Source organism: Mycobacterium sp. 29Ha, assembly GCF_032883055.1.
GTDB lineage: Bacteria > Actinomycetota > Actinomycetes > Mycobacteriales > Mycobacteriaceae > Mycobacterium > Mycobacterium gallinarum.
The window spans coordinates 97,919-119,843 of sequence record NZ_JAMQTI010000007.1 but is presented as its reverse complement, the minus strand read 5'-3'; the positions used below and the strand labels follow the sequence as shown (position 1 = coordinate 119,843).

The 21,925-nt window shown below is 66.3% G+C and carries 24 protein-coding genes; 18 read left to right on the top strand and 6 right to left on the bottom strand.

Annotation, left to right across the window (positions count from 1 at the left end; all coding sequences use genetic code 11):
• Positions 1-47 precede the first annotated feature (47 nt).
• Positions 48-668, bottom strand: a complete 621-nt coding sequence (locus M1248_RS11225; protein ID WP_163731058.1) for a hypothetical protein — start codon at positions 666-668, stop codon at positions 48-50.
• Between the two features lie 30 nt (positions 669-698).
• On the opposite strand from M1248_RS11225, the gene M1248_RS11220 reads away from it, so the two are divergent.
• The 6 genes from M1248_RS11220 to M1248_RS11195 all read left to right on the top strand — a co-directional run bounded on the left by M1248_RS11220 (position 699) and on the right by M1248_RS11195 (position 7,269).
• A complete protein-coding gene (locus tag M1248_RS11220) occupies positions 699-1,586 on the top strand; it encodes a phosphoribosylaminoimidazolesuccinocarboxamide synthase (protein ID WP_317148360.1) in 888 nt (295 codons plus the stop codon).
• A complete protein-coding gene (locus M1248_RS11215) occupies positions 1,583-3,718 on the top strand; it encodes a S9 family peptidase (protein WP_317148359.1) in 2,136 nt (711 codons plus the stop codon). The genes M1248_RS11220 and M1248_RS11215 overlap by 4 nt, the downstream gene beginning before the upstream one ends.
• A 37-nt stretch (positions 3,719-3,755) precedes the next feature.
• The gene (locus M1248_RS11210; protein ID WP_163731049.1) at positions 3,756-4,322 is read left to right on the top strand and encodes a TetR/AcrR family transcriptional regulator; all 567 of its coding nucleotides are present in this window, start codon (positions 3,756-3,758) and stop codon (positions 4,320-4,322) included.
• Positions 4,323-4,332: 10 nt separating this feature from the next.
• Positions 4,333-4,824 (top strand): glutathione peroxidase, encoded by a 492-nt coding sequence (locus tag M1248_RS11205; protein WP_163731046.1) that lies wholly within the window; start codon positions 4,333-4,335, stop codon positions 4,822-4,824.
• Between the two features lie 73 nt (positions 4,825-4,897).
• Entirely contained in the window at positions 4,898-5,602 is a 705-nt protein-coding gene (locus M1248_RS11200; RefSeq protein ID WP_317148358.1) for a DUF2334 domain-containing protein, read from the top strand.
• Positions 5,603-5,625: 23 nt separating this feature from the next.
• Complete coding sequence (locus M1248_RS11195; protein ID WP_317148357.1) at positions 5,626-7,269, top strand: FAD-binding dehydrogenase; 1,644 nt, start codon at positions 5,626-5,628, stop codon at positions 7,267-7,269.
• Here the strand turns inward: M1248_RS11195 and M1248_RS11190 are convergent.
• Together M1248_RS11190 and M1248_RS11185 are read right to left on the bottom strand one after the other, a co-directional pair.
• Positions 7,266-7,868: a hypothetical protein gene (locus M1248_RS11190; RefSeq protein ID WP_317148356.1), complete on the bottom strand. Its 603-nt coding sequence runs from the start codon at positions 7,866-7,868 to the stop codon at positions 7,266-7,268. The genes M1248_RS11195 and M1248_RS11190 overlap by 4 nt on opposite strands.
• The gene (locus M1248_RS11185; protein WP_163731037.1) at positions 7,865-8,518 is read right to left on the bottom strand and encodes an MBL fold metallo-hydrolase; all 654 of its coding nucleotides are present in this window, start codon (positions 8,516-8,518) and stop codon (positions 7,865-7,867) included. Before M1248_RS11185 ends, M1248_RS11190 begins: the two co-directional genes overlap by 4 nt.
• 44 nt (positions 8,519-8,562) lie before the next feature.
• Between M1248_RS11185 and M1248_RS11180 the strand changes: the two genes are divergently transcribed.
• Genes M1248_RS11180 through M1248_RS11155 form a run of 6 tightly spaced genes read left to right on the top strand, consistent with a single transcriptional unit; the run spans position 8,563 to position 12,603 of the window.
• Positions 8,563-9,225 (top strand): ATPase, encoded by a 663-nt coding sequence (locus M1248_RS11180; RefSeq protein ID WP_317148355.1) that lies wholly within the window; start codon positions 8,563-8,565, stop codon positions 9,223-9,225.
• 36 nt (positions 9,226-9,261) lie between these two features.
• Positions 9,262-9,513, top strand: coding sequence for a phosphoribosylformylglycinamidine synthase subunit PurS (gene purS / locus M1248_RS11175; protein WP_163731030.1), 252 nt, complete (start codon positions 9,262-9,264; stop codon positions 9,511-9,513).
• Entirely contained in the window at positions 9,510-10,184 is a 675-nt protein-coding gene (purQ, locus tag M1248_RS11170) for a phosphoribosylformylglycinamidine synthase subunit PurQ (protein ID WP_083127443.1), read from the top strand. Before purS ends, purQ begins: the two co-directional genes overlap by 4 nt.
• Positions 10,185-10,240: 56 nt before the next feature.
• A complete protein-coding gene (locus M1248_RS11165) occupies positions 10,241-10,525 on the top strand; it encodes a type VII secretion target (RefSeq protein WP_317148354.1) in 285 nt (94 codons plus the stop codon).
• A gap of 3 nt (positions 10,526-10,528) precedes the next feature.
• Positions 10,529-11,875: a hypothetical protein gene (locus tag M1248_RS11160; protein ID WP_317148353.1), complete on the top strand. Its 1,347-nt coding sequence runs from the start codon at positions 10,529-10,531 to the stop codon at positions 11,873-11,875.
• On the top strand, positions 11,875-12,603 hold the full coding sequence (locus M1248_RS11155; protein ID WP_317148352.1) for a hypothetical protein: 729 nt from the start codon (positions 11,875-11,877) through the stop codon (positions 12,601-12,603). The genes M1248_RS11160 and M1248_RS11155 overlap by 1 nt, the downstream gene beginning before the upstream one ends.
• Here M1248_RS11155 and M1248_RS11150 read toward each other — a convergent pair whose 3' ends face one another.
• Together M1248_RS11150 and M1248_RS11145 are read right to left on the bottom strand one after the other, a co-directional pair.
• Positions 12,604-13,401, bottom strand: a complete 798-nt coding sequence (locus M1248_RS11150) for a family 1 encapsulin nanocompartment shell protein (RefSeq protein ID WP_163731017.1) — start codon at positions 13,399-13,401, stop codon at positions 12,604-12,606.
• Positions 13,401-14,423, bottom strand: coding sequence for a Dyp-type peroxidase (locus M1248_RS11145; RefSeq protein ID WP_163731014.1), 1,023 nt, complete (start codon positions 14,421-14,423; stop codon positions 13,401-13,403). Before M1248_RS11145 ends, M1248_RS11150 begins: the two co-directional genes overlap by 1 nt.
• 53 nt (positions 14,424-14,476) lie before the next feature.
• On the opposite strand from M1248_RS11145, the gene M1248_RS11140 reads away from it, so the two are divergent.
• Complete coding sequence (locus M1248_RS11140; protein ID WP_317148351.1) at positions 14,477-15,733, top strand: M18 family aminopeptidase; 1,257 nt, start codon at positions 14,477-14,479, stop codon at positions 15,731-15,733.
• A gap of 112 nt (positions 15,734-15,845) precedes the next feature.
• On the opposite strand, the gene M1248_RS11135 is transcribed toward M1248_RS11140, so the two are convergent.
• A complete protein-coding gene (locus M1248_RS11135; protein ID WP_163731008.1) occupies positions 15,846-16,235 on the bottom strand; it encodes a nuclear transport factor 2 family protein in 390 nt (129 codons plus the stop codon).
• Positions 16,236-16,321: 86 nt separating this feature from the next.
• Between M1248_RS11135 and M1248_RS11130 the strand changes: the two genes are divergently transcribed.
• Genes M1248_RS11130 through M1248_RS11110 form a run of 5 tightly spaced genes read left to right on the top strand, consistent with a single transcriptional unit; the run spans position 16,322 to position 21,902 of the window.
• The gene (locus M1248_RS11130) at positions 16,322-16,669 is read left to right on the top strand and encodes a VOC family protein (RefSeq protein ID WP_317148350.1); all 348 of its coding nucleotides are present in this window, start codon (positions 16,322-16,324) and stop codon (positions 16,667-16,669) included.
• A 60-nt stretch (positions 16,670-16,729) separates the two neighbouring features.
• Entirely contained in the window at positions 16,730-19,036 is a 2,307-nt protein-coding gene (purL, locus tag M1248_RS11125) for a phosphoribosylformylglycinamidine synthase subunit PurL (protein WP_317148459.1), read from the top strand.
• Positions 19,033-20,757, top strand: coding sequence for an alpha/beta hydrolase (locus M1248_RS11120; RefSeq protein ID WP_317148349.1), 1,725 nt, complete (start codon positions 19,033-19,035; stop codon positions 20,755-20,757). Before purL ends, M1248_RS11120 begins: the two co-directional genes overlap by 4 nt.
• The gene (locus M1248_RS11115; protein ID WP_163730999.1) at positions 20,757-21,395 is read left to right on the top strand and encodes a type II CAAX prenyl endopeptidase Rce1 family protein; all 639 of its coding nucleotides are present in this window, start codon (positions 20,757-20,759) and stop codon (positions 21,393-21,395) included. Before M1248_RS11120 ends, M1248_RS11115 begins: the two co-directional genes overlap by 1 nt.
• A gap of 9 nt (positions 21,396-21,404) precedes the next feature.
• Complete coding sequence (locus M1248_RS11110; RefSeq protein WP_163730996.1) at positions 21,405-21,902, top strand: hypothetical protein; 498 nt, start codon at positions 21,405-21,407, stop codon at positions 21,900-21,902.
• The last annotated feature ends 23 nt before the right edge of the window (positions 21,903-21,925 follow it).

The window sequence follows — 21,925 nt, the reverse complement described above, 5'->3', positions numbered from 1 at the left end:
GTGCACGATCGCGAGCGGTGTGCGCTCCAAATCGTGCACAAATCGCGTCATTGGCGGACGCGTCGGACGCCGGCCGCCCGCAATTCCAACGCCGCGAGGCCGCGGATCGCCACCGGGTCGTAGCTGCGCCACGCTCCGACGGGGTCGTCGTCGACCGCCAGCAGCTTGTTCAACGGCCGGTTCGCCAATGCCCGCATCGCGAGCAACTGTTCACCCGCAGGCGTTCGTGCCAACGTGATTGCGATCCACTTGCGACGGAAGAACCGGATACGCAGGAACAGCCAGGGCAGCGCGACGAAGAGAATCGGCGGCGCGGCCACTGCCAGCGCCAGCACCCACGCCAGCCACGACGCCGTCGAGTCCAGGCTCTGCCCGGCACCGGCGATGTCGAGCGCCGCCTCGGCCGCCGCCCGCAAGGGTTTGGCCAGCGACTCCCCGACGAGCGGAAAGTCGTCGGTGTTGTCACCGGCTGAGTTGAGGTTGTCGGCGACGCCGTTGGCGCCCTCCTGCACTTGACGGCCCACTTCGGCGATCGTGGACACGGCGGCATGGACAGCCATGCCGACCAGCACCCAGATCACCGCCCAGGTGATCACGATGATGTCGCTGATCAGCTGGGCCAGCAGGCGCGACGGCGTGGTGGCATAGGGAAGAAACCGCGAACTCATGAACCAGATGCTGCCCGATAGGCTGGCCCGATGCGCCCCGCTCTGTCCGACTACCAGCATCTGGCCAGCGGCAAAGTTCGCGAGTTGTATCGAATCGACGACGAGCACCTGCTGTTTGTCGCCACCGACCGGATCTCGGCCTTCGATTACATCCTCGACAGCGCGATTCCCGACAAGGGCCGGATTTTGACCGCCATGAGCGTGTTCTTCTTCGACCTCGTCGAGGCGCCCAACCATCTGGCGGGCCCACCAGACGACGAACGCATTCCCGAAGAGGTCCTGGGCCGCGCGCTGGTGGTCACCGAACTCGAGATGATGCCCGTCGAAGCGGTGGCCCGCGGCTACCTGACCGGCTCCGGGCTGATCGACTACCAGAAGACCGGTTCGGTGTGCGGTATCCCGCTGCCGTCGGGTCTGGTCGAGGCCAGCCGGTTCATCGAGCCGTTGTTCACCCCGGCGACCAAGGCCGAACTGGGTGCCCACGACGAGAACATCTCCTTCAACGACGTCATCGAGCTGGTCGGAGCGGTGCGGGCCAATCAGCTACGCGAGCGCACACTGCAGACCTACACCCAGGGCGCCGACCATGCGCTGACCAAGGGCATCATCGTCGCCGACACCAAGTTCGAGTTCGGTGTCGACTCCGACGGCAACCTGCGGCTGGCCGACGAGATCTTCACGCCGGATTCCAGCAGGTACTGGCGCGCCGATGAGTATCAGGAAGGCGTCGTGCAGAACAGCTTCGACAAGCAGTTCGTCCGCAACTGGCTGATCGGCCCGGAGTCCGGGTGGGACCGTCACGGAGACAAACCGCCGCCGCCGCTGCCCGCAGAAATCATCGACGCGACCCGTGCGCGTTATATCGAAGCCTACGAACGCATCTCGGGCCTCAAGTTCGATGACTGGATCGGTGCATGAAGCCCCCAATTGCGAAGCGCGTCGATGCTCGGCGTGAGCATCACGGCGACGTCTTCATCGACCCCTACGAGTGGATGCGCGACAAATCCAATCCCGAGGTGACCGAGTACCTCGAGGCGGAGAACGAGTTCACCGACAACGCCACTGAGGGCCTCGCGGACCTGCGGCAGAAGATCTTCGACGAAATCAAGGCCCGCACCAAGGAGACCGACCTCTCGGTGCCCACTCGGCGCGGCGACTGGTGGTACTACGGCCGCAGCTTCGAGGGTAAGCAGTACAACGTGCATTGCCGTTGCCCGATAGGCGATTTCAACGACTGGACGCCGCCGGAGCTGGACGAGCAGACCGAGATCCCCGGCGAGCAAATCCTCATCGACGAGAACGTGGAGGCCGAGGGCCACGACTTCTTCGCGCTGGGTGCGGCGGGGGTCAGCATCGACGGAAACGTCCTTGCCTTCTCGGTCGACACCAAGGGCGATGAGCGATACACGTTGCGGTTCAAGGACTTGCGAACCGGTGCGATGTACGACGACGAGATCGCCGGCATAAGTGCGGGCGTGACGTGGGCCGCGGACAACCGCACCGTCTACTACACGACGGTCGACGATGCGTGGCGGCCCGACACCGTGTGGCGGCACCGTATCGGATCCGGCCTACCTGCCGACCGGGTGTATCACGAGCCCGACGAGAAGTTCTGGCTCGCAGTGGGGCGTACGCGCAGTGACAAGTACATTCTCATCGCTGCGGGTAGCGCTGTCACGAGCGAGGTCCGATACGGCGACGCTGTCGACCCGCAGGCGGAGTTCACGCAGGTGTGGCCGCGCCGCGAGCTGGTTGAGTACTCGGTGGAACACGCCATCGTCGGCGGTGAGGATCGATTCCTGATCCTGCACAACGACGGTGCGGAGAACTTCACGCTCGTCGAGGCGCCGGTGTCGGACCCGATGACGTTCCGCACGCTGATCGAGCACCGCGACGACGTTCGCCTCGACTCGGTCGACGCGTTCGAGGGACACCTGGTCGTCGGCTACCGAAGCGAGGCATTGCCGAAGATCCAGCTCTGGCCCATCTACGCCAACGGCACCTACGGCCATCCCGAGGAACTCACCTTCGAATCGGAACTGATGTCGGCGGGGCTGGGAGGAAACCCCAACTGGAGCTCACCCAAGCTGCGGATCGGCGCCACCTCGTTCGTCATCCCGGTGCGGATCTACGACGTCGACCTGGCCTCGGGGGAGCGCACGCTGCTGCGCGAGCAACCGGTGCTCGGCGACTATCGCTCCGAGGACTACGTCGAGCGTCGCGACTGGGCGGTGGCTGCCGACGGGGCGCGGGTTCCCATCTCGATCGTCCACCGCATCGGCTTGCAATACCCGGCACCGACGCTGCTGTATGGCTACGGGGCCTACGAGTCGTGTGAGGATCCACGATTCTCCATCGCCCGCCTTTCACTGCTCGACCGCGGCATGGTGTTCGCCGTCGCCCACGTCCGAGGCGGCGGCGAGCTCGGGCGTCCCTGGTACGAGCACGGAAAGCTGCTCGAGAAGAAGAACACGTTCACCGATTTCGTCACCGTCGCACAGCATCTCGTCGGCACCGACATCACCCGGGCCGAGACCATGGTCGCGTACGGCGGCAGCGCAGGCGGGTTGCTGGTCGGGGCCGTCGCCAACATGGCTCCCGACCTGTTCGCGGGTGTCCTCGCCCTGGTGCCATTCGTCGATCCCCTGACCACCATCCTGGATCCGACCCTGCCGCTGACCGTCACCGAATGGGACGAGTGGGGTAATCCGTTGCAGGACAGCGATGTATACGACTACATGAAGTCGTACTCGCCGTACGAGAACATCGAGGCCAAGCGCTATCCGCGTATCCTCGCCATGACGTCGTTGAACGACACCCGAGTGTTGTACGTCGAACCTGCGAAATGGGTGGCCGCGCTACGGCACACCCAACCCGACGGTGCACCCGAGGTGCTGCTCAAGACCGAGATGAACGCCGGCCACGGCGGCATCAGCGGCCGCTACGAGCGGTGGAAGGAAACGGCGTTCCAGTACGCATGGCTGCTCGACGCCGCCAAGGCCAACCATGTCGGCGGCGCATACGAAGAAGAACTGCTCGACCGTTCCTAGATCTAGGCATTGTCAAGATCGGCGGTATGATCACGGGATGACCAGGGATTCCTACCATCACGGCGACCTGAAGGCCGTGATCCTCGCGGAGGCGGCCAAACTGGTCGCCGAGCGGGGGGCCGATGGGATCTCGCTTCGCGAGTTGGCTCGTGCCGCCGGGGTCTCGCACGCCGCCCCGGCGCATCACTTCACCGACCGTCGCGGGCTGTTCACCGCGCTGGCAGCCGAAGGTTGGCGCAAGCTGGCGACCGCTCTCGACGGTGCCCGCCCCGAGTTCATCGACGCCGCAAGGGCATACGTGCGTTTCGCACTGGAGAATCCCGGACACTACGCGGTGATGTTCGACCGCTCGCTCGTCGATCCCGACAACCAGGAGCTGATCGCGGCGCAGGACGCGGCGGGTGCCGAACTCGTCCGTGGCGTCGGCACTCTCGACGATGCGCGGGCCGAAAACGACCCGCGAGCGGCGCAACTGGCGGCATGGTCTCTGGTGCACGGATTCTCGCTGCTGTGGTTGAACGGCAACATCTCCGACATCGACGACGGTGTCGATCCGATGTCGACGGTGCACCGAGTCGCGGGGATGCTTTTCAAGAACAGGTAGCGTGCCAGGCATGACATCGCTCACCGACATCCCCTTGACCACGCTCGACGGCCAACCGACCACGCTCGGCCAACTCGCCGACGGCGCCGTACTCGTGGTCAACGTCGCCTCGAAATGTGGACTCACGCCGCAGTACACGGCGCTGGAGAGGCTGGCCAAGGACTACCGCGACCGCGGGCTCACCGTGATCGGCGTGCCGTGCAACCAGTTCATGGGTCAGGAACCGGGTTCGGCCGAGGAGATCGCGGAGTTCTGCTCCAGCACCTACGGGGTGACGTTCCCGCTGCTGGAGAAGACCGACGTCAACGGCGACGGCCGCCATCCGCTGTACGCCGAGCTGACCAAGGCGGCCGACGACGCAGGTGAAGCGGGCGACATCCAGTGGAACTTCGAGAAGTTCCTGCTCGCACCGGGTGGCACCGTGGTCAAGCGGATACGGCCACGCACCGAACCGGACGCTCCCGAGGTCATCGCGGCCATCGAAGAAGTGCTGCCCCGGTAGTTCGCACCGGATGGACAACTGCGCGCAGGGTGTCAGAAACCGTTGCGACACCTGAAGTTGCCACACTGGGCGCGTGGCTGGACAACTGATCGTCTCGATTTCCGGGATCAGCGACCGCACGATGCCCGAGGTCGAGGACTTCTGCGGTCAGCTCGACGCGCGCGCAGTGCCGGTGTCGTTTCTGGTGGCACCGCGAATCAAGGGCGGATACCGGCTCGATGAAGACACGCCCACCGTGCAGTGGCTCAGCGGACGGCGCGATGCGGGCGATGCGATCGTGCTGCACGGCTTCAACGAAGCGAGTACCAAGAAACGGCGCGGCGAGTTCGCGACCCTGCCCGCACACGAGGCGAACCTGCGACTGATGGCCGCTGACCGCGTGATGGAACACGTGGGGCTGCGCACGCGACTGTTCGTCGCCCCAGGCTGGACTGTGTCGCCTGGCACGGTGACAGCGCTGCCTCGCAACGGCTTTCGTATGCTTGCTGCACTCAACGAGATCACCGACCTGGTGCGTGATACGACGGTGCGCGCCCGGGTGCTCGGCATCGGCGAGGGTTTTCTCACCGAGGCGTGGTGGTGCCGCACGTTGGTGCTCGCCGCCGAACGCACGGCACGGCGCGACGGCGTCGTTCGGGTCGCCGTAGCGGCCCGTCATCTGCGTCGGCCAGGACCGCGGCAGGCGATGCTCGACGCCGTCGACCTCTCCCTCATGCACCGGTGCACGCCCGGCGTCTATCAGTGGACGCCGTACAGCGCATTGACAGACGCCGCATAGCCCGCGGCCGCTAACGTGGCGGCATGGCAGACGCTGATGTCATTGTCGTAGGAGCTGGTCTCGCCGGCCTGGTCGCCGCGTGTGAGCTCGTCGAACGTGGCCGCCGGGTCCTGATCGTCGATCAGGAGAACGCCAACAACGTGGGTGGTCAGGCGTACTGGTCGTTCGGCGGGCTGTTCTTCGTCGACAGCCCCGAACAGCGCAGGCTCGGTATCCGCGACAGCTTCGAGTTGGCGCTGCAGGACTGGCTCGGCGCGGCGGGATTCGACCGGCCCGACGACCACTGGCCGCGCCAGTGGGCGCACGCCTACGTCGACTTCGCGGCCGGCGAAAAGCGCGGCTGGTTGCGCGAGCGTGGGCTGAAGACATTCCCTGTGGTCGGGTGGGCCGAGCGTGGTGGCTACGACGCTCGCGGACACGGGAATTCGGTACCGAGGTTCCACATCACCTGGGGCACCGGCCCGGCGATCGTGGACGTGTTCGCGCGTCGCCTGCGCAACAACGTGAAAGTGACCTTCGCGCATCGCCGTCGAGTCGACGAGCTTGTTGTCGAGGACGGCGCCGTGGTCGGGGTCCGCGGCGCGGTGCTGGAGCCGTCCGATGCGGCCCGTGGTGAGGCGTCGTCCCGAAACTCGGTCGGCGACTTCGAATTGCGGGCGCAGGCGGTGATCGTCGCCAGCGGCGGGATCGGCGGCAACCACGACCTCGTCCGCCAGAACTGGCCTACGCGCATGGGCCGCGTACCCGAACAATTGTTGAGTGGTGTGCCCGCGCACGTCGACGGCCGGATGATCGGCATCAGCGAGACGGCAGGCGCGCGAGTGATCAACAGCGACAGGATGTGGCACTACACCGAGGGCATCACGAACTACGACCCGATCTGGCCGTTGCACGGTATCCGCATCATTCCCGGCCCGTCGTCGCTGTGGCTGGACGCCACCGGCAAGCGTCTGCCGCCGCCGTTGTTCCCAGGCTTCGACACCCTCGGCACGCTGGAGTACATCGCCCGAACCGGTCAGGACTACACGTGGTGGGTGCTGAACGCCCGCATCATCGAGAAGGAGTTCGGTCTGTCGGGGCAGGAACAGAATCCCGATCTGACCGGGCGCAGTGTGCGTCAGGTGCTCAGCCGCGTGCGGCCGGGTGCGCCGCCGCCGGTGCAGGCGTTCGTCGACAAGGGCGTCGACTTCGTGACCGCGAATTCGTTGCGAGAGTTGGTTTCCAAGATGAACGCGGTGCCCGACGTCGAGCCGCTCGACTACGGCGTCGTGGAGGAGGAGGTAACCGCCCGCGATCGCGAGACCGTCAACAAGTTCACCAAGGACAGTCAGATCACCGCGATCCACGGTGCGCGCGCATTCATCTCCGACAAAATCAGCCGCGTCGTCGCACCGCATCCCCTCACTGACCCCAAAGCGGGTCCGCTGATCGCGGTCAAACTACATATTCTGACGCGAAAGTCGTTGGGCGGGTTGGAAACCGACCTCGATTCCAGGGTACTCAAGGCCGGCGGTTCAGTGTTCAGTGGGCTGTATGCCGCCGGTGAGGCCGCCGGGTTCGGGGGCGGTGGCGTGCACGGTTACCGCTCGCTGGAGGGCACCTTCCTCGGCGGCTGTGTGTTCTCCGGCCGAGCAGCGGGTCGGGCGGCGGCGAGGGACGTCGGCTAGGGCAGGTCGATGGTGGTGGTCACCGCCACGAACTGCGGTGTCGACGGTGCGGACGAGAAGCCGAATCGCACCGGCGGGTGCATCGCCGTGAGCCCGCCGACGTGGTTTCCATCGAAGGTGCCGTCGACGGCTGTGATGAGCCTTGTGCGCCGGACCCCGTAGTACTCGCGACGCCCATTGCCCGCGCTGCCCGCGGTGCGAACGCCCGGTACCAGCATCGTCGCGAGCGGATTGATGAGGCGCAGCCAGGCCGGCGTTCTCATCAGTCTCGGTGGTACCACCCGAAGCAACCAGTCGAACGGCGCGGGACCTCCGAGGATGCCGGACACCGCGAGCCCGGGCGCGGTGACGCTGAAATCCTCGGCGGTGTGCCGGACATCAACCTCCCCGATTTCTATCCGGTCGAAAGTGTAGGTCTGCGAGACGAATTCGGCGATGACGGATGTCGGTGCGAGTAAGGTGCGTTCACCGTCCGCCGATTCGACCATGACGTCGGCAAAGCGGCCGAACGGCGACTTCTCCCACGCCCCGACGACCATCCGGACACCCGCTTCGGTACCGAATCCCGCGATGTGGCCGGTGAATCGCAGCCTGGTCAAAACTCCGTGCCGTTCTCCTCTGCGAGTACTTGGAAGTCGGTGTCGGTCATCTCCTCGAGTCGGCCGTAGAAGATGCCCCTGGCGCTGGGGTCGACGATGCCCTGGTGGATCGGGACCGCATGCGTGGGAGCGACCGCGCGCAGGTAGTCCACCGCCTCGGAGATCTTCATCCATGGTGCGGCGGCCGGTGTCGCGAGCACGTCGACCGGCTCGCCGGGAACGTGCAACGCATCGCCGGGATGCATCAGTCGCGCCGAATGGGTGCCATCGCCAACGAGATACGAAATATTGTCTATCACAGGGATTTCCGGATGAATGACCGCATGGCGCCCGCCCGTGCCGCGGACAGTGAGGTGTCCGATGCTCAATTCGTCGCCGACGTTCACCGCTTGCCATGAACCGCCGAGCTGCGCGGCCGTCTGTGGATCGGCGTACAGCGCGGCCTGCGGGTTGGCGTCGAGGAGAGCGGGCAGCCGCGATGTGTCGGCGTGGTCGGGATGCTGATGGGTGATCAGGATGGCCGACAGGCCGGTGATGCCCTCGAATCCGTGGGAGAACGTACCCGGATCGAACAGAATCGTGGTGTCGTTCGCCGAATCGTCACGAAAGTTGGCGAGTAAGCACGAATGGCCGAAATGCGTCAATTGCATTCCTATATTGTGCGCGCAGGCATTCTCCAGGGGGTAGCGCAGACGTGCGATTGTTGTGGGCGTTGGCTGTCGCGACGTGCGGGTTGACCATCGCCCCGGCGACCGCCTCCGCAGTGCCCGGCATCTGCCCGCCGATCTGCGACTCCATTCCCGATTCGGCGTGGATCGCGCCCACCGCCGTACCGCTCGACGAGATCTATCACTGGCCCGCCCTGGCCGGACTCGCCGTCAGAGCGCCCGCACCTAGGTTCACCTTCGAAGAGATGTGCGCGTCGCCTCCGCTGATCGGCGATGCCAGGGACTATGCGGTGGCCGCGCGGGCGACGGTGACGAATCCGCCCGGCCAGTGGCAGCTACGGGTGCAGGTCATTCACTGGCGTGGCCCCACCGCGCAGTTCGGGCCGACGGCCACGCAGACCCTGGATCTGGCCAGAGCGCGGCTGCGGGACTGCCAGGTCACCGCCCCGCTCGCTTCCCCGTCGATCACGACGAGCGATCCGTTTCGGCTGGCCGCGGTGATCAGTGTCCCCGGTCAACGGGTGGTGCACCAGTACCTGTTCGCCCACGCGTCCAGCAGCACCGTCGTCGAATTGGCCATGTGGTCGACGCTGCCGCCGCTCGTGCCCTGGTCAGCCGCGCCGGACGCGCAGGTGTTCGACGCGATGGCGGCCCCGCTGTGCGATGCGTACATCGGATCGTGCCGGTGAGGCGGCCCGGCAGAACCCGCAGGTAGAGTGGTCGCCGTGGCAAGGGTGGTAGTGCATGTGATGCCGAAGGCCGAGATCCTCGACCCCCAGGGGCAGGCGATCGTCGGCGCGCTGGGTCGTCTCGGCTTCGGCGCGGTCTCAGATGTGCGGCAAGGCAAGCGGTTTGAGCTTGAAGTCGATGACAGCATCGACGACGACACGCTCGCCGAGATCGCCGAGTCGCTGTTGGCCAACACCGTCATCGAGGACTGGAGCGTGAGCCGGGAACCGGCGGGGGACGGGGCGTGACGGCCCGAGTGGGTGTGATCACCTTCCCCGGCACGCTCGACGACGTCGACGCGGCACGGGCGGTCCGGCTCGCCGGTGCGGAGTCCGTGAGTCTCTGGCACGCCGACGCCGACCTCAAGAAGGTGGACGCCGTGGTGGTGCCCGGAGGCTTCTCCTACGGCGACTATCTGCGGACCGGTGCGATCGCGAAGTTCGCGCCCGTGATGGGTGAGGTCGTCCGCGCCGCGGCGCAGGGTCTCCCGGTATTGGGTATTTGCAACGGATTTCAGATCTTGTGCGAGGCCGGGTTGCTTCCCGGTGCGCTGACCCGCAACGCCGGTCTGCATTTCGTGTGCCGCGACCTCTGGCTCGAGGTGGCATCGAATACGACGGCGTGGACGTCGCGGTACGAGCTGGGTGCCGACCTGCTGGTGCCGCTGAAGTCGGGGGAGGGCCGATACGTTGCCAGCGAGGACGTGCTCGACAAGCTCGAGGGCGAGGGTCGGGTCGTCTTCCGCTACCGCGAGAACCCGAATGGTTCGATGCGCAACATCGCCGGGATCGCGTCGGCCAACGGCCGGGTCGTCGGTCTGATGCCGCACCCTGAACACGCCACCGAGGCGCTGACCGGCCCGTCCGACGACGGTCTCGGCCTGTTCTACTCCGCTCTGGACCAGGTGTTGGCCGCGTAGCGGCCTGCTGAAACTGGTGCGCTGACGGTCCGGTGACCGGTGTTACCTTCAAGAACGTGTTAGTCGATCCTGAAGTATTGCGCGCGTTTGCTGCGCAGGTGAATACGGAGTCTGGCGCCATATTGACCACCGACGTCGGACACAAGGCGACGACGGCTGCCGACGGGCTTGGAGGGTCCTCCACGCAATGGGCCATGCGCCTCGTGGGTGAGCACGTCGCGCAGCAGGCCAACGACATCGCGACGAACATCACGAAGATGGGTGCGGCGGTTCGTGGCGCCGGCGACTTGTACGAGGTGGAAGACAGCGCCCTCGCTGGCGCGTTCGACGGGCTGTTCTGACCCGTGCTCCCGTCACGATCGCAGCTGCAGAGCTGGAATCCCGACGCGGCTGAGCATGGCTCATCGGCACTCAGCGACGCGGGCCTCGCGGTGTACAGCGCGGTGCGCAACCTGGACGACGGCTGCGACCGCATGTCCGAGGTCCGCGCATGGGTCGGGCCCGCGCATGCCGCCGCGGCGGCGATGTTTCACCGTGCAACGGATGCCAGTTCGACGTTCAGCCATTACACCGAAGGCGTTGCGGCCGCGCTGTCGAAGGGCGCGGTCGCAATCAGCGCCGCTCGTACCGCGCTGCTGAATCACGCCGACGAAGTCGATCGTGGCGAACTCTGTGTCAACGACATCTGGGTGGTGCTCATCAAACCGGCCCGCGTGTCGGCGGAGAAGGCGGCCAGCCTGCAGGCTGCGGCCAAGACCGAGCAGGCCGAGATCAATCGATTGCTGAATGCCGTCGGCGACGCCGACCACTCCACTGCGGCCCAGGTGCATTCCGCTGCAGAGAATTTCGGATTCTCGGTGCCAAGTCCCGATGATCTTGGCAGCCTGTTCCCCGGCACAGGTACGGTCCCTCCCAGTGACCGAGTTCCCAACCCGACGGATCTCAACGGCCTGATGCAGCAGGATCTCTTCCGCGACAACGACACCGCGCAGACCGTTCGGGAGAGCAAGGAGTGGGTCACTGACGACGGTCAGGTGCGTAGGACGCTGCTGATGATGGACGGCGGCAGGCATGAAATCCACGAGTGGAACGAAGCGCTGCCGTGCGTCGAGGACACCTACTACGACAAGAACGGACACGAGGTGTCGAGCACGTTCTCGCAAGACAAGACGAACTATGACGGAACAATGTTCACGTCCATCAGATTCGCCAACGGCACTGAGATCACGATGACGCGGACCGCGGACGGCAAGTGCACCGGCGGTGTGACGACGGCCGATGGCCGCCACGGCGTCCTGCCCGACGAGTTCTTCGCCCACCCGGCGCTGACGACCGTCGGCGGAGCATTCACCGGTCTCGAGCTGCAGGCCGAACGCGGAATTCCGATGCTCTCACCGCAATCCGTGGAGAACCTGGGCAAGGTCGGCAAGTACGGCGGCCCGACGCTCGGGGTGGCGATGGCGCTGTATGACACGGTGACAGCAAAGACGTTCGAAGACGCCTGCGTCGCTGCGATTTCGGGTGGTGCCGGAGTTGCGGGCGGAATGGCGACCGGGGCGCTGGCGGCGGGACTGGTGAGCGGGACCGCCGGCCCGCAGTTTGCACCCTGGGCTGCTGCCGGCGGCGACATAGTCGGCGGATGGACGTTCGGTTATCTCGGCGGCGTCATCGGCAATATCGTGTGCCGCTGATGAAGCTTTCGACCGCAATCCTGGGTGGGCTGTTCTTCGGTGGGTTCGGCGTCTTCAGCACAGCGTGGACCGTGCTTTTCGTTCTCCGCGGCGAGGTACTCAATGCATTTGTGACGCTGGGAGTCTCGGCGTTCTGCTTCGGCTTGATAATTCCGATGTTCGCGGTTGTTCCCGGAAACGTGGCACCACGGGTCGACGTCGATGACGCAGGAACCACCTTCCGGCCCGACCGCGCAGTTGACCTCCCCATTCAGATCGGGTTCGGACTCGCCGTTATCGCCAGTGCGATTTACACGATTTTCGCGCCCGCCGGGATGGTGACCATTCCGGTACCGGCGGCCATGCGGTACTCGCTTCCGTTCACCTCTGGCGTGCTGTTGTTGATCGCAGCGCCGCACGTGTGGCGAAACCTGCGGCGCGGCTGCACGAAGTATCTGCGTCTGACACCCGCAGGATTCGTTCTGGAGGAGGGCTGGCGGTCCGAGTCCGGCGACTGGCTTCAGGTGAAGGACGTGACAGATCAGATTCCTGGCGGAAAGAAGTCCACGTCGGGTCCCATAGTGTTCGTGATGTCCGACGACAGCACGCCGACGATTGCGGCCGGTGGGATGACGCCGGACGGCACGGCATTGCGAGAACTGATCCGGTTCTATTGGGAGCATCCAGAATCGCGCGATGAACTCACCGACGGCCGAGCGGTCGAGCGTCTCGCGCGGAGCCTGGCCTAGCTACTTCGTCAGCGCCACAGACGCTTCTGCGGTGTAGCAGAGGAATGTCAGCGTCTCCTGCAGATACAGCTCGACGGATTCCGCGTTGTGCGACAGGTAGCCGATGCAAACGTCGGTCCCCAGCTGCAGGTCGAAATCGCCACCGCGCGTCGACAATACAAACGCGCCATCGATGGCGGGCGCCCAGATGATCTCGCCGTCCACCAGCCGGTTGAGGTGCTCGCGAATCGGATAGCCGTGCTCGGTCGTCTCGCTGACCTCGGTGTAGACGTCGGCCGACAGCAGCACCGAATACGGCCCGTCGACGCCGGCCAGCCGCAGCTCGGTCAGCGCCTGGGAAATGACGTCCGGGATCTCGCGGACGTCGCTCGGCAGCGCCAGCGCAGGATTGTTGCTGCAGGCCCTGATTCCCTCGATGGACGCTGCCCCGTAACCCTCGAAGATCGCCCGGTCCTCGACGAAGGCCAGTCTCTTCGCAGCCTCCTTGACCGGATCCCAATCCGAGTCCTGCGAGCCACGCTCGACATCGTCGATCGCGTTGCGGCTCAACGTGAACGGCACCCGCAGGCGCACCAGCGGCTTGCTCTCCCGCAGGTGCGCCACCACTCCCTCGCCCGGCGGGGACACATCGCGGAGGTGGCCGGTGCTGACCGCCGCCGTCACCGGGCCTCCCGGCTCGCTGACATCGACGACGCGCCGTCCGGCGACATGCCGTTTGAACGTTCGCGTCGCCTCCAGCTCGATTTCGTCCCAGGCGGCGTCGGTGACGGGAGCGAGTTCGCGATACAGGTTGTTCATCAACGGGTTCCTTTCAGGCTTCCGATGCCCAACGAGCCGTCCCTGACGGGCACGCCGGCAGCGGCGGGCACGTCTTGTGATGCCTCCGAAGCCGGAAGCGGAGGAGGGTCATTGAGAAAATCGACGATCGGCGTGAAGAACTTCCCACCGGTGATGGCGGTGGAGAACTCCAGGATGTGATCGGTGTTGCCCGGCGGATCACCGAGGAACATGTTGGAAAGCATCTGCTCGGTCACCGCGGCCGTTCGCGAGTAACCGATGAAGTACGTACCGTACTGGTCTTTTCCGATCTCACCGAACGGCATGTTGTGACGCACGATCTTCAGTTCGGTGCCGTCCTCGCCCTCGATGACATTCAGTGCAATGTGCGAGTTCGAGGGCTTGACGTCGTCGGCCATCTCGATGTCCTCGAGCTTGCTGCGTCCGATCACCAGTTCCTGCTCGGTGACCGACAACGAATCCCACGACGACATGTCGTGTACGTACTTCTGCACGTGCACATAGCAGCCGCCGGCGAAATCGGGATCCTCGTCGCCGATCTCGGTGGCGGACACCGCAAGTGGACCCTCGGGGTTCTCGGTGCCGTCGACGAAGCCAAGTAGATCGCGGTTGTCGAAGAAGCGGAATCCGTGCGTCTCGTCGACGACGGCGACAGCGCCCAACGCCTTGACGATCCGGCCCGCCAACTCGAAACACATGTCCATCGACATGGCCTTGATGTGCAACAGCAGGTCCCCTGGCGTTGACGGCGCGTGATGACGTGGGCCGGACAACTCGATGAAGGGGGTCAACTCCGCGGGCCGCGGCCCCGAGAAGAGCCGGTCCCAAGCGTGCGAGCCGATCGACGTCACCACCGACAGGTGCTTGTCGGGGTCGCGGAAACCGACCGCACGCACCAGCCCGGCGATATCTGCGAGCCCGTCGTGCACGGCCGCCTCGCCGCCGTCGTCGATGGTCAACACCAGGAAGATGGCCGCAGGTGTGAGTGGCGCCGTGACCGGCTGCGGCAGTGGTGCGGGCACCTTAGGAACCCTAATTCAAGATCGGCGGCGATGATCGGAGAAGATGAACAACCATGTCGGCAAGTCCGCAGGGCCTGTGTGAGTTCATCGACGCTTCGCCGTCGCCGTCCCATGTCTGCGAGACGGCGGCCGACCGATTGCGCGCCGCCGGCTTCGCCGAGCTGGACGAAGGCGATGCCTGGCAAGCCGAGGGCCGGTTCTTCACACTGCGGGCGGGTTCGTTGGTCGCCTGGAAGGCCGAGAACGGCCCGTCGGCGCCGTTCCGGATCGTCGGCGGCCACACCGACAGCCCGAATCTGCGCGTCAAACAGCATCCCGACCGCTTCGTCTCGGGCTGGCAGGTCGTCGCGCTGCAGCCGTACGGCGGGGCGTGGCTCAACTCGTGGCTGGACCGTGACCTCGGCATCAGCGGACGGCTGTCCGTCCGCGCCGGCGACGCGATCGAGCATCACCTGATCCGCATCGACGAGCCCATCTTGCGCGTACCGCAGCTGGCCATCCATCTCGCCGAGGACCGCAAATCGGTGTCGCTGGACCCACAACGTCACGTCAACGCCGTGTGGGGCGTCGGCAGTGGGACCCGGTCCTTCCTCGGCTACGTCGCCGACCGCGCCGGCGTCGCCGTGTCCGACGTCCTTGGCGCGGACCTGATGACCCACGACCTCACCCCGTCGACCCTCGCCGGTGCCGGAAACGAACTTCTCAGCGCGCCGCGGCTGGACAACCAGGCGACCTGCTACGCCGGTCTCGAGGGCTTCCTCGCGGCCGAGCCGCGCGGCCACGTGCCCGTGCTGGCGCTGTTCGATCACGAAGAGGTCGGCTCGCAGTCCGACCACGGTGCCCAATCCGAGCTGCTGCTCACCGTGTTGGAACGCATCACGCTGGCCGCCGGTGGTGGTCGCGAGGAATTCCTGCGCCGGATGCCGGACTCCGTGGTGGCGTCGGGCGACATGGCCCATGCCACGCACCCGAACTACCCCGAACGTCACGAACCCGGCCACCTCATCGAGGTCAACGCGGGACCCGTCCTCAAGGTGCAGCCGAACCTGCGCTACGCGACCGACGGGCGGACCGCGGCGGCGTTCGCACTCGCGTGCGCTCAGGCCGATGTGCCGTTGCAGCGCTACGAACATCGAGCCGATCTGCCGTGCGGTTCCACGATCGGACCGATGACGTCGGCGCGCACCGGCATCCCGACAGTCGACGTGGGTGCCGCGCAGTTGGCCATGCATTCGGCACGTGAAGTGATGGGCGCCCACGACGTCGCGGCGTACGCCGCTGCGCTGCAAGCGTTTTTGTCGCCGGGCTGACCATTCGCGTCATGTCATAGCGGGTGGGCCGATCGCAATGTCACCCTGACGGCCGCTCCGTGCATATATATCCATGCCGGCGCCGTCAGGCTGACGTTGCCATCTTCGGAACCTACTCAGCCGCCACCAGGTCGTAGCGGATGACGTTCTCCACGACCACGCCGTCGCGGGCGCGGACCCGGTCCAGCCCGCGGATCGCGATCGGACCCTCGGGCCCGGTGCCCTTGCCGACGTAGTGCAGGTACACCAGCTGCTCGCCGGGGGCGCCGCCGTCGACGGTCGCGCTGTCCAGCAGCTCCAGCCGCAGGTCGGGTACGGCGGTGATGAGCTCGACGATCTTCGAGGTGTAGGCCTCGCGACCGTGCACCGGCTTCGGCTCCCCCTGCCAGTAGCCGACGATGTCGTCGGCCAGGATGTCGCCGATGCGCGATTCGTCGGGTGCCGCCCAGAACGCGGCCCACATCTCGGAACTGAACTTCGGTTGGGTTTGGGTCTCGGTCATGGACCAAGCGTGCGGCCGAACGCGGCGCCGCTCAATTACGCCAGACGTAAGCGCCCTTGTCGCCCGGCTGCTCTAGGGTCAGCCCCATGGCACTCACGGTGGAGATGATCACGTTCGACTGCGCCGACCCTGACGCCCTCGCCGACTGGTGGGCGCGCGCCGCGGGAGGCGACGTAAATGCCGTTGCACCAGGTGAATTCGTCATGGTCACCCACGAAGGCCGGCCGGCTCTGGGCTTTCAGCGCGTGCCCGATCCGACACCGGGCAAGAACAAGGTCCACCTGGACTTCCACGCCGCCGACAAGGAGGCCGAGGTGGCGCGGCTGATCGGCCTGGGCGCGCGCGAGACGGCGCGGAACAGCTTCGGGCCGGAGTTCGATTGGGTCGTGATGGCCGACCCCGAAGGCAACGCCTTCTGCGTCGCGGGCGGCTGACGGCGTTTCCGCCGGCTCGCAAACTAGACTGGCCGGGTGACGTCGGAGCTAACCCACGGCTTGAATCTTGTAGACACCGTCGACCACGCCACCGCCACACCCGACCAGCCCCAGCCGCACCGCGAGCTGGGCCTCAAGGACGACGAGTACCAGCGGATCCGCGAGATCCTCGGCCGTCGGCCCACTGACGCTGAGCTGGCGATGTACTCGGTGATGTGGAGCGAACACTGCTCCTACAAGTCGTCGAAGGTGCACCTGCGCTATTTCGGTGAGACGACCACCGAGGCGATGCGTGCCGGATTGCTCGCCGGCATCGGCGAGAACGCCGGCGTCGTGGACATCGGCGACGGGTGGGCGGCCACATTCAAGGTGGAGTCCCACAACCACCCGTCCTACATCGAGCCCTATCAGGGCGCGGCCACCGGGGTCGGCGGCATCGTGCGCGACATCATGGCCATGGGCGCGCGCCCGGTGGCGGTGATGGACCAGCTGCGATTCGGCGCGGCCGACGCGATGGACACCCGCCGCGTCGTCGATGGGGTCGTGCGCGGCATCGGCGGGTACGGCAACTCGCTGGGCCTGCCGAACATCGGCGGTGAGACCGTGTTCGACGCCTCCTACGCGGGCAACCCGTTGGTGAACGCCCTGTGCGTGGGGGTGCTCCGGAAGGAGGACCTGCATCTGGCGTTCGCCTCGGGGACCGGCAACAAGATCATCCTGTTCGGTGCGCGCACCGGGCTCGACGGCATCGGCGGCGTGTCCGTGCTGGCGTCGGACACGTTCGGCGGCGACGAGAGCGGCGCGGCGGGGCGCAAGAAGCTGCCCTCGGTGCAGGTGGGCGATCCATTCATGGAAAAGGTCCTCATCGAGTGTTGCCTCGAGTTGTACGCCGCCGATCTAGTGGTCGGCATCCAGGACTTAGGTGGCGCCGGATTGTCCTGTGCCACATCGGAACTCGCATCAGCCGGTGACGGCGGTATGCGGATCGAACTGGACACCGTCCCGCTGCGCGCGGCGAACATGACACCCGCGGAGATCCTGTCGAGCGAGTCCCAGGAGCGGATGTGCGCGGTTGTCACACCCGAAAACGTCGACGCGTTCATGGCGGTCTGCCGCAAGTGGGACGTGCTGGCGACCGTCATCGGTGAAGTCACCGACGGGGACCGCCTCGAAATCACCTGGCACGGCGAAACCGTGGTCGACGTCCCGCCGCGCACGGTCGCCCACGAGGGACCTGTCTACGAGCGCCCCGTCGAGCGTCCCCGCACCCAGGACGCGCTGAACGCCGACACCTCTGCGAAACTGCCACGGCCGACCACCGGCGACGAGCTGCGCGCGACGCTCTTCGCGATGCTTGGCAGTCCGCATCTGTGCAGCCGGGCCTACATCACCGAGCAGTACGACCGCTACGTTCGCGGCAACACCGTCCTCGCCGAGAACGCCGACGGCGGAGTGCTGCGCGTCGACGAGGCATCCGGCCGCGGCATCGCGATCTCGACCGACGCGTCGGGCCGTTACACCGCGCTCGACCCGTACACCGGCGCGCAACTCGCGCTGGCCGAGGCGTACCGCAACGTCGCGGTCACCGGCGCCACACCGGTGGCGGTCACCAACTGCCTCAACTTCGGCTCCCCGGAGGATCCGGGAGTCATGTGGCAGTTCAGCCAGGCAGTCCGCGGACTCGCCGATGGCGCTGCGAAGCTGGGCATTCCGGTCACCGGCGGCAACGTCAGCTTCTACAACCAGACCGGGACCACGGCAATCCTGCCGACCCCGGTTGTCGGTGTGCTCGGCGTCATCGACGACGTAAAGCGTCGCATCCCGACCGGACTAGGCACCGAACCCGGCGAAACCCTGATCCTGCTCGGCGACACCCGCGACGAGTTCGACGGCTCGATCTGGGCGCAGGTCACCGGCGACCACCTGGGCGGGCTGCCGCCGAAGGTCGACCTGGACCGGGAGATGCTGCTGGCCGACGTGCTGGCCGCGGCATCGCGTGACGGGCTGGTGTCGGCAGCGCACGATCTGTCCGAGGGCGGGCTCATCCAGGCCGTCGTCGAGGCCGCGCTGACCGGCGAAACCGGTTGCCGCATCGTCGTTCCCGAGGACTTTCAGGAAGGCGCAGGTCCCTTCACATTCCTCTTCTCAGAGTCGACGGGCCGGGTGCTGGTGGCCGTGCCGCGGACCGAGGAGAGCCGGTTCGTGGCCATGTGTGAGGCGCGCGGACTACCGGCCACCCGCATCGGCGTCGTGGACCCCGGACCCCGCGCGGGAGAGGCAGCTGTCGAGGTGCAGGGCCTGTTCACCGCCAGTCTGGAGGACCTGCGAAGCACGTCGGAGGGCGTGCTTCCCGGGTTGTTCGGGTGATTGCGCAGACCCGCGAACGACACCCCTTCTATGTCTGGGCATGGCGCCTGGTCCGGCTCGACTTCGTCGGAATCGCTTTTGGTGCACTGTTTTTCTGTCTGTCCCTGACGCCCTCGCTGTTGCCGAGAGACTGGCTGTTCCAGGGTCTCATCGGCGGGCTGAATGCGGCCATCGGCTACGGCATCGGCGTATTCGGCTGGAGGTTGTTCCGCCGCTTCGTGATTCGCCGACGCAAGGGTTGGCCGCCGCCCAAGCGGGTGCAGTACGTGTTCAAGACCGCGACGGTGGTGCTGGCGATCGCGGCGAGTGTACTGATGCTGATCCCGGCCGCCCAGTGGCAGCGCCAGGTGTCGGCGGTGGTGGGTATCGAAGGGCCGACGACGCTCGGATACCTGCGGACACTGATCATCGCGGTGCTTGCAGGCGGTGCGTGCGTGGGCGCCACCCGGGTGCTGATCGACGTGATCAAATCGATGGCGCGGTTCTTCATCCGGCGCTGGCGACTCAACGACGAGGTGGCCTTGTTCATCGGTACCGTGATCGTCGTCGTGCTGACGATCACGCTGATCAACGGTGTCCTCGTGCGTGGGTTTCTCACCGCGTCGAACCAGGTGTTCCAGCCGCAGAACTTCACCACGCGGCCCGGGATTGTTCAGCCGCTGGAACCCGAAAAGTCGGGCAGCCCAGACTCTTTCGCGCCATGGGACACCCTCGGGTATCAGGGCCGCAACTTCGTCGCGACCGGACCCGACGCCGCCGAGCTGACCGAACTCAACGGTCGGCCGGCCAAGGAGCCCATCCGCGCCTACGTCGGCCTGCAGACCGCCGACACCGACGAACAGCGAATGGCGGTGTTGCTCAGCGAACTGGAGCGCACCGGAGCGTTCGAGCGCAAGCTGCTGGTGATCATCCCGACCACCGGCACCGGGTGGATCAACCCGGTCGCCGCACGGTCGTTGGAAATGATGTACAACGGCGACACTGCGCTGGTCGGCTCGCAGTATTCGTATCTGCCGAGCTGGATCTCGTTCCTGGGCGACCAGCAGAAGTCCATGGAATCCGGCCGCATGATGATCGGCGCCATTCACGAACGCTGGGCGAAGCTGCCACCGGACCGGAGGCCGAAGCTTGTGCTCTACGGCGAAAGCCTCGGCTCGATGGCCGGCCAGGGCGCGTTCGCGTGGTTACCCGACATCGCCGAAATGGGCTTCTCGTCGGTGCTGTGGGTCGGCCCGCCGAACGCGAGTCCGCTGTGGAGCGCGATCACCGAGCGCCGCGATCCGGGTACCCCGGAGGTCCGGCCGCGCTACGACAACGGCCGGACAGTACGGTTCTCCGAGGCCACCGATGCCCAACAGATCGCCACTGAAGGGGAAAAACCCTGGGAGGGAACGCGTGTGCTGTTCATGCAGCACCCGTCGGATCCAGTCGTGTGGTGGTCGGAGGATCTCCTTTTCAGCAGGCCCGACTGGCTGCGGGAACCCCCGGGCCGTGACCGCACGGCGTCGATGCGGTGGTATCCGATCATCACGTTCTGGCAGGTCGCCGTCGACATGACCAACGCCGGATCGGTCCCGGCCGGGCACGGGCACAACTACGGCGACTTTGTGCTCGACGGCTGGGCTGCCGTCGCGCCGCCGGACGGCTGGACACGAGAGGACACCCAGCGGATTCGCATCGCACTCCAGAAGACCGAAGCCGAAGACGGTCCCGAATACTAGTGCGCACCAGGCAACGTTCGGCGGTAGAAGCGCTGGGCCTGGCGGCCCTCCTCGTGGGGTGGAGCCTGGTGGCGCCGCGGTTGCCGTCGCGCTGGCACCCCGCCGCGCACGCCCTCGTCGGCGCCGCACTGGTCGCCCTGACGCGCGCGCCCGTCGGCTTCCGGCATCCGGGCTCGGGTCTGCGGTTCGGCCTCGGCGCTGCCGCCCCTGTCGTGCTCGGTGTCGCGGCGGCGACGGCGTTGCCGCGGGTGCGGCAGGAGATGGCCGACCGGGACCTGCCCGACGGTGCGCTCCGTTGGCTCCTGCTCGGTATCCCGTTGGGCACGGTGTGGTCGGAGGAGGCTGCCTTCCGCGGTGCGCTGGGCACCGTCGCCGCGCAGGCGTTCGGGACCACCGGCGGCCGGTTCCTGCAGGCCGCGACCTTCGGGTTCTCGCACATCGCCGATGCCCGCAGGACCGGAGAGCCCGTCGTTCCCACCGTGCTGGTCACCGGACTGGCCGGCTGGGTGTTCGGCTGGCTGTACGAGCGCTCGGGCAGCCTGATCGGCCCGATGCTGGCGCATCTGGCGATCAACGAGTCTGGTGCGGTCGCGGCACTGACAGTGCAAAACAGCCGTGCACGTGGGATTTCTCTGTGATAGTGACCTATGGCCATCACCCGGGCCGCAGTTGTCGCCGCAGTCGGCATCGTCGCCGGCTCAGCGTTCGCGGTCTGCTCATCGCCGGTCGCCGCGGCGACTCCGTTGACCGACGGCCTGTACCGGCTGAGCTTCGCGGGCACCGAACCGAGTGACTTCGACTATCCGGAGCCACGCGGTCCGTACACCTGGCTGTTGGCAATTCGCTCAGCCTGTCCGCCCGCCGGCTGCGTCGCGACGGCGACCAATGTCGGCGGCGTATCGACAACCTACGTCTTCCGCGAAAGCGGTGGCCGGTACATCTCCAGCCAGACACAAGGTTTCGCGTGCGAGGGCAAGAAGACCGCAGGCACTTCGACGATGTCGTTCTCCGCGTCGGGGACTTCGCTGACCGGTGAGCTGGTCGAGTCGGCATCGCCGTGTCAGCCGATCTCGCGGTCGTTCACCGCGGTCCGCGAGGGTGACCTGCCGTCAGGCGTGACCGTGGCGGACCCCAATTCCGCCTGACCCGAATCGAATTGCGTATCGTC

Coding starts and splice junctions, on each gene's coding strand:
- M1248_RS11225 (WP_163731058.1), bottom strand. CDS start 668: ATGAGTTCGCGGTTTCTTCCCTATGCCACCACGCCGTCGCGCCTGCTG.
- M1248_RS11220 (WP_317148360.1), top strand. CDS start 699: ATGCGCCCCGCTCTGTCCGACTACCAGCATCTGGCCAGCGGCAAAGTT.
- M1248_RS11215 (WP_317148359.1), top strand. CDS start 1,583: ATGAAGCCCCCAATTGCGAAGCGCGTCGATGCTCGGCGTGAGCATCAC.
- M1248_RS11210 (WP_163731049.1), top strand. CDS start 3,756: ATGACCAGGGATTCCTACCATCACGGCGACCTGAAGGCCGTGATCCTC.
- M1248_RS11205 (WP_163731046.1), top strand. CDS start 4,333: ATGACATCGCTCACCGACATCCCCTTGACCACGCTCGACGGCCAACCG.
- M1248_RS11195 (WP_317148357.1), top strand. CDS start 5,626: ATGGCAGACGCTGATGTCATTGTCGTAGGAGCTGGTCTCGCCGGCCTG.
- M1248_RS11185 (WP_163731037.1), bottom strand. CDS start 8,518: ATGCAATTGACGCATTTCGGCCATTCGTGCTTACTCGCCAACTTTCGT.
- M1248_RS11155 (WP_317148352.1), top strand. CDS start 11,875: ATGAAGCTTTCGACCGCAATCCTGGGTGGGCTGTTCTTCGGTGGGTTC.
- M1248_RS11150 (WP_163731017.1), bottom strand. CDS start 13,401: ATGAACAACCTGTATCGCGAACTCGCTCCCGTCACCGACGCCGCCTGG.
- M1248_RS11140 (WP_317148351.1), top strand. CDS start 14,477: ATGTCGGCAAGTCCGCAGGGCCTGTGTGAGTTCATCGACGCTTCGCCG.
- M1248_RS11135 (WP_163731008.1), bottom strand. CDS start 16,235: ATGACCGAGACCCAAACCCAACCGAAGTTCAGTTCCGAGATGTGGGCC.
- M1248_RS11130 (WP_317148350.1), top strand. CDS start 16,322: ATGGCACTCACGGTGGAGATGATCACGTTCGACTGCGCCGACCCTGAC.
- M1248_RS11110 (WP_163730996.1), top strand. CDS start 21,405: ATGGCCATCACCCGGGCCGCAGTTGTCGCCGCAGTCGGCATCGTCGCC.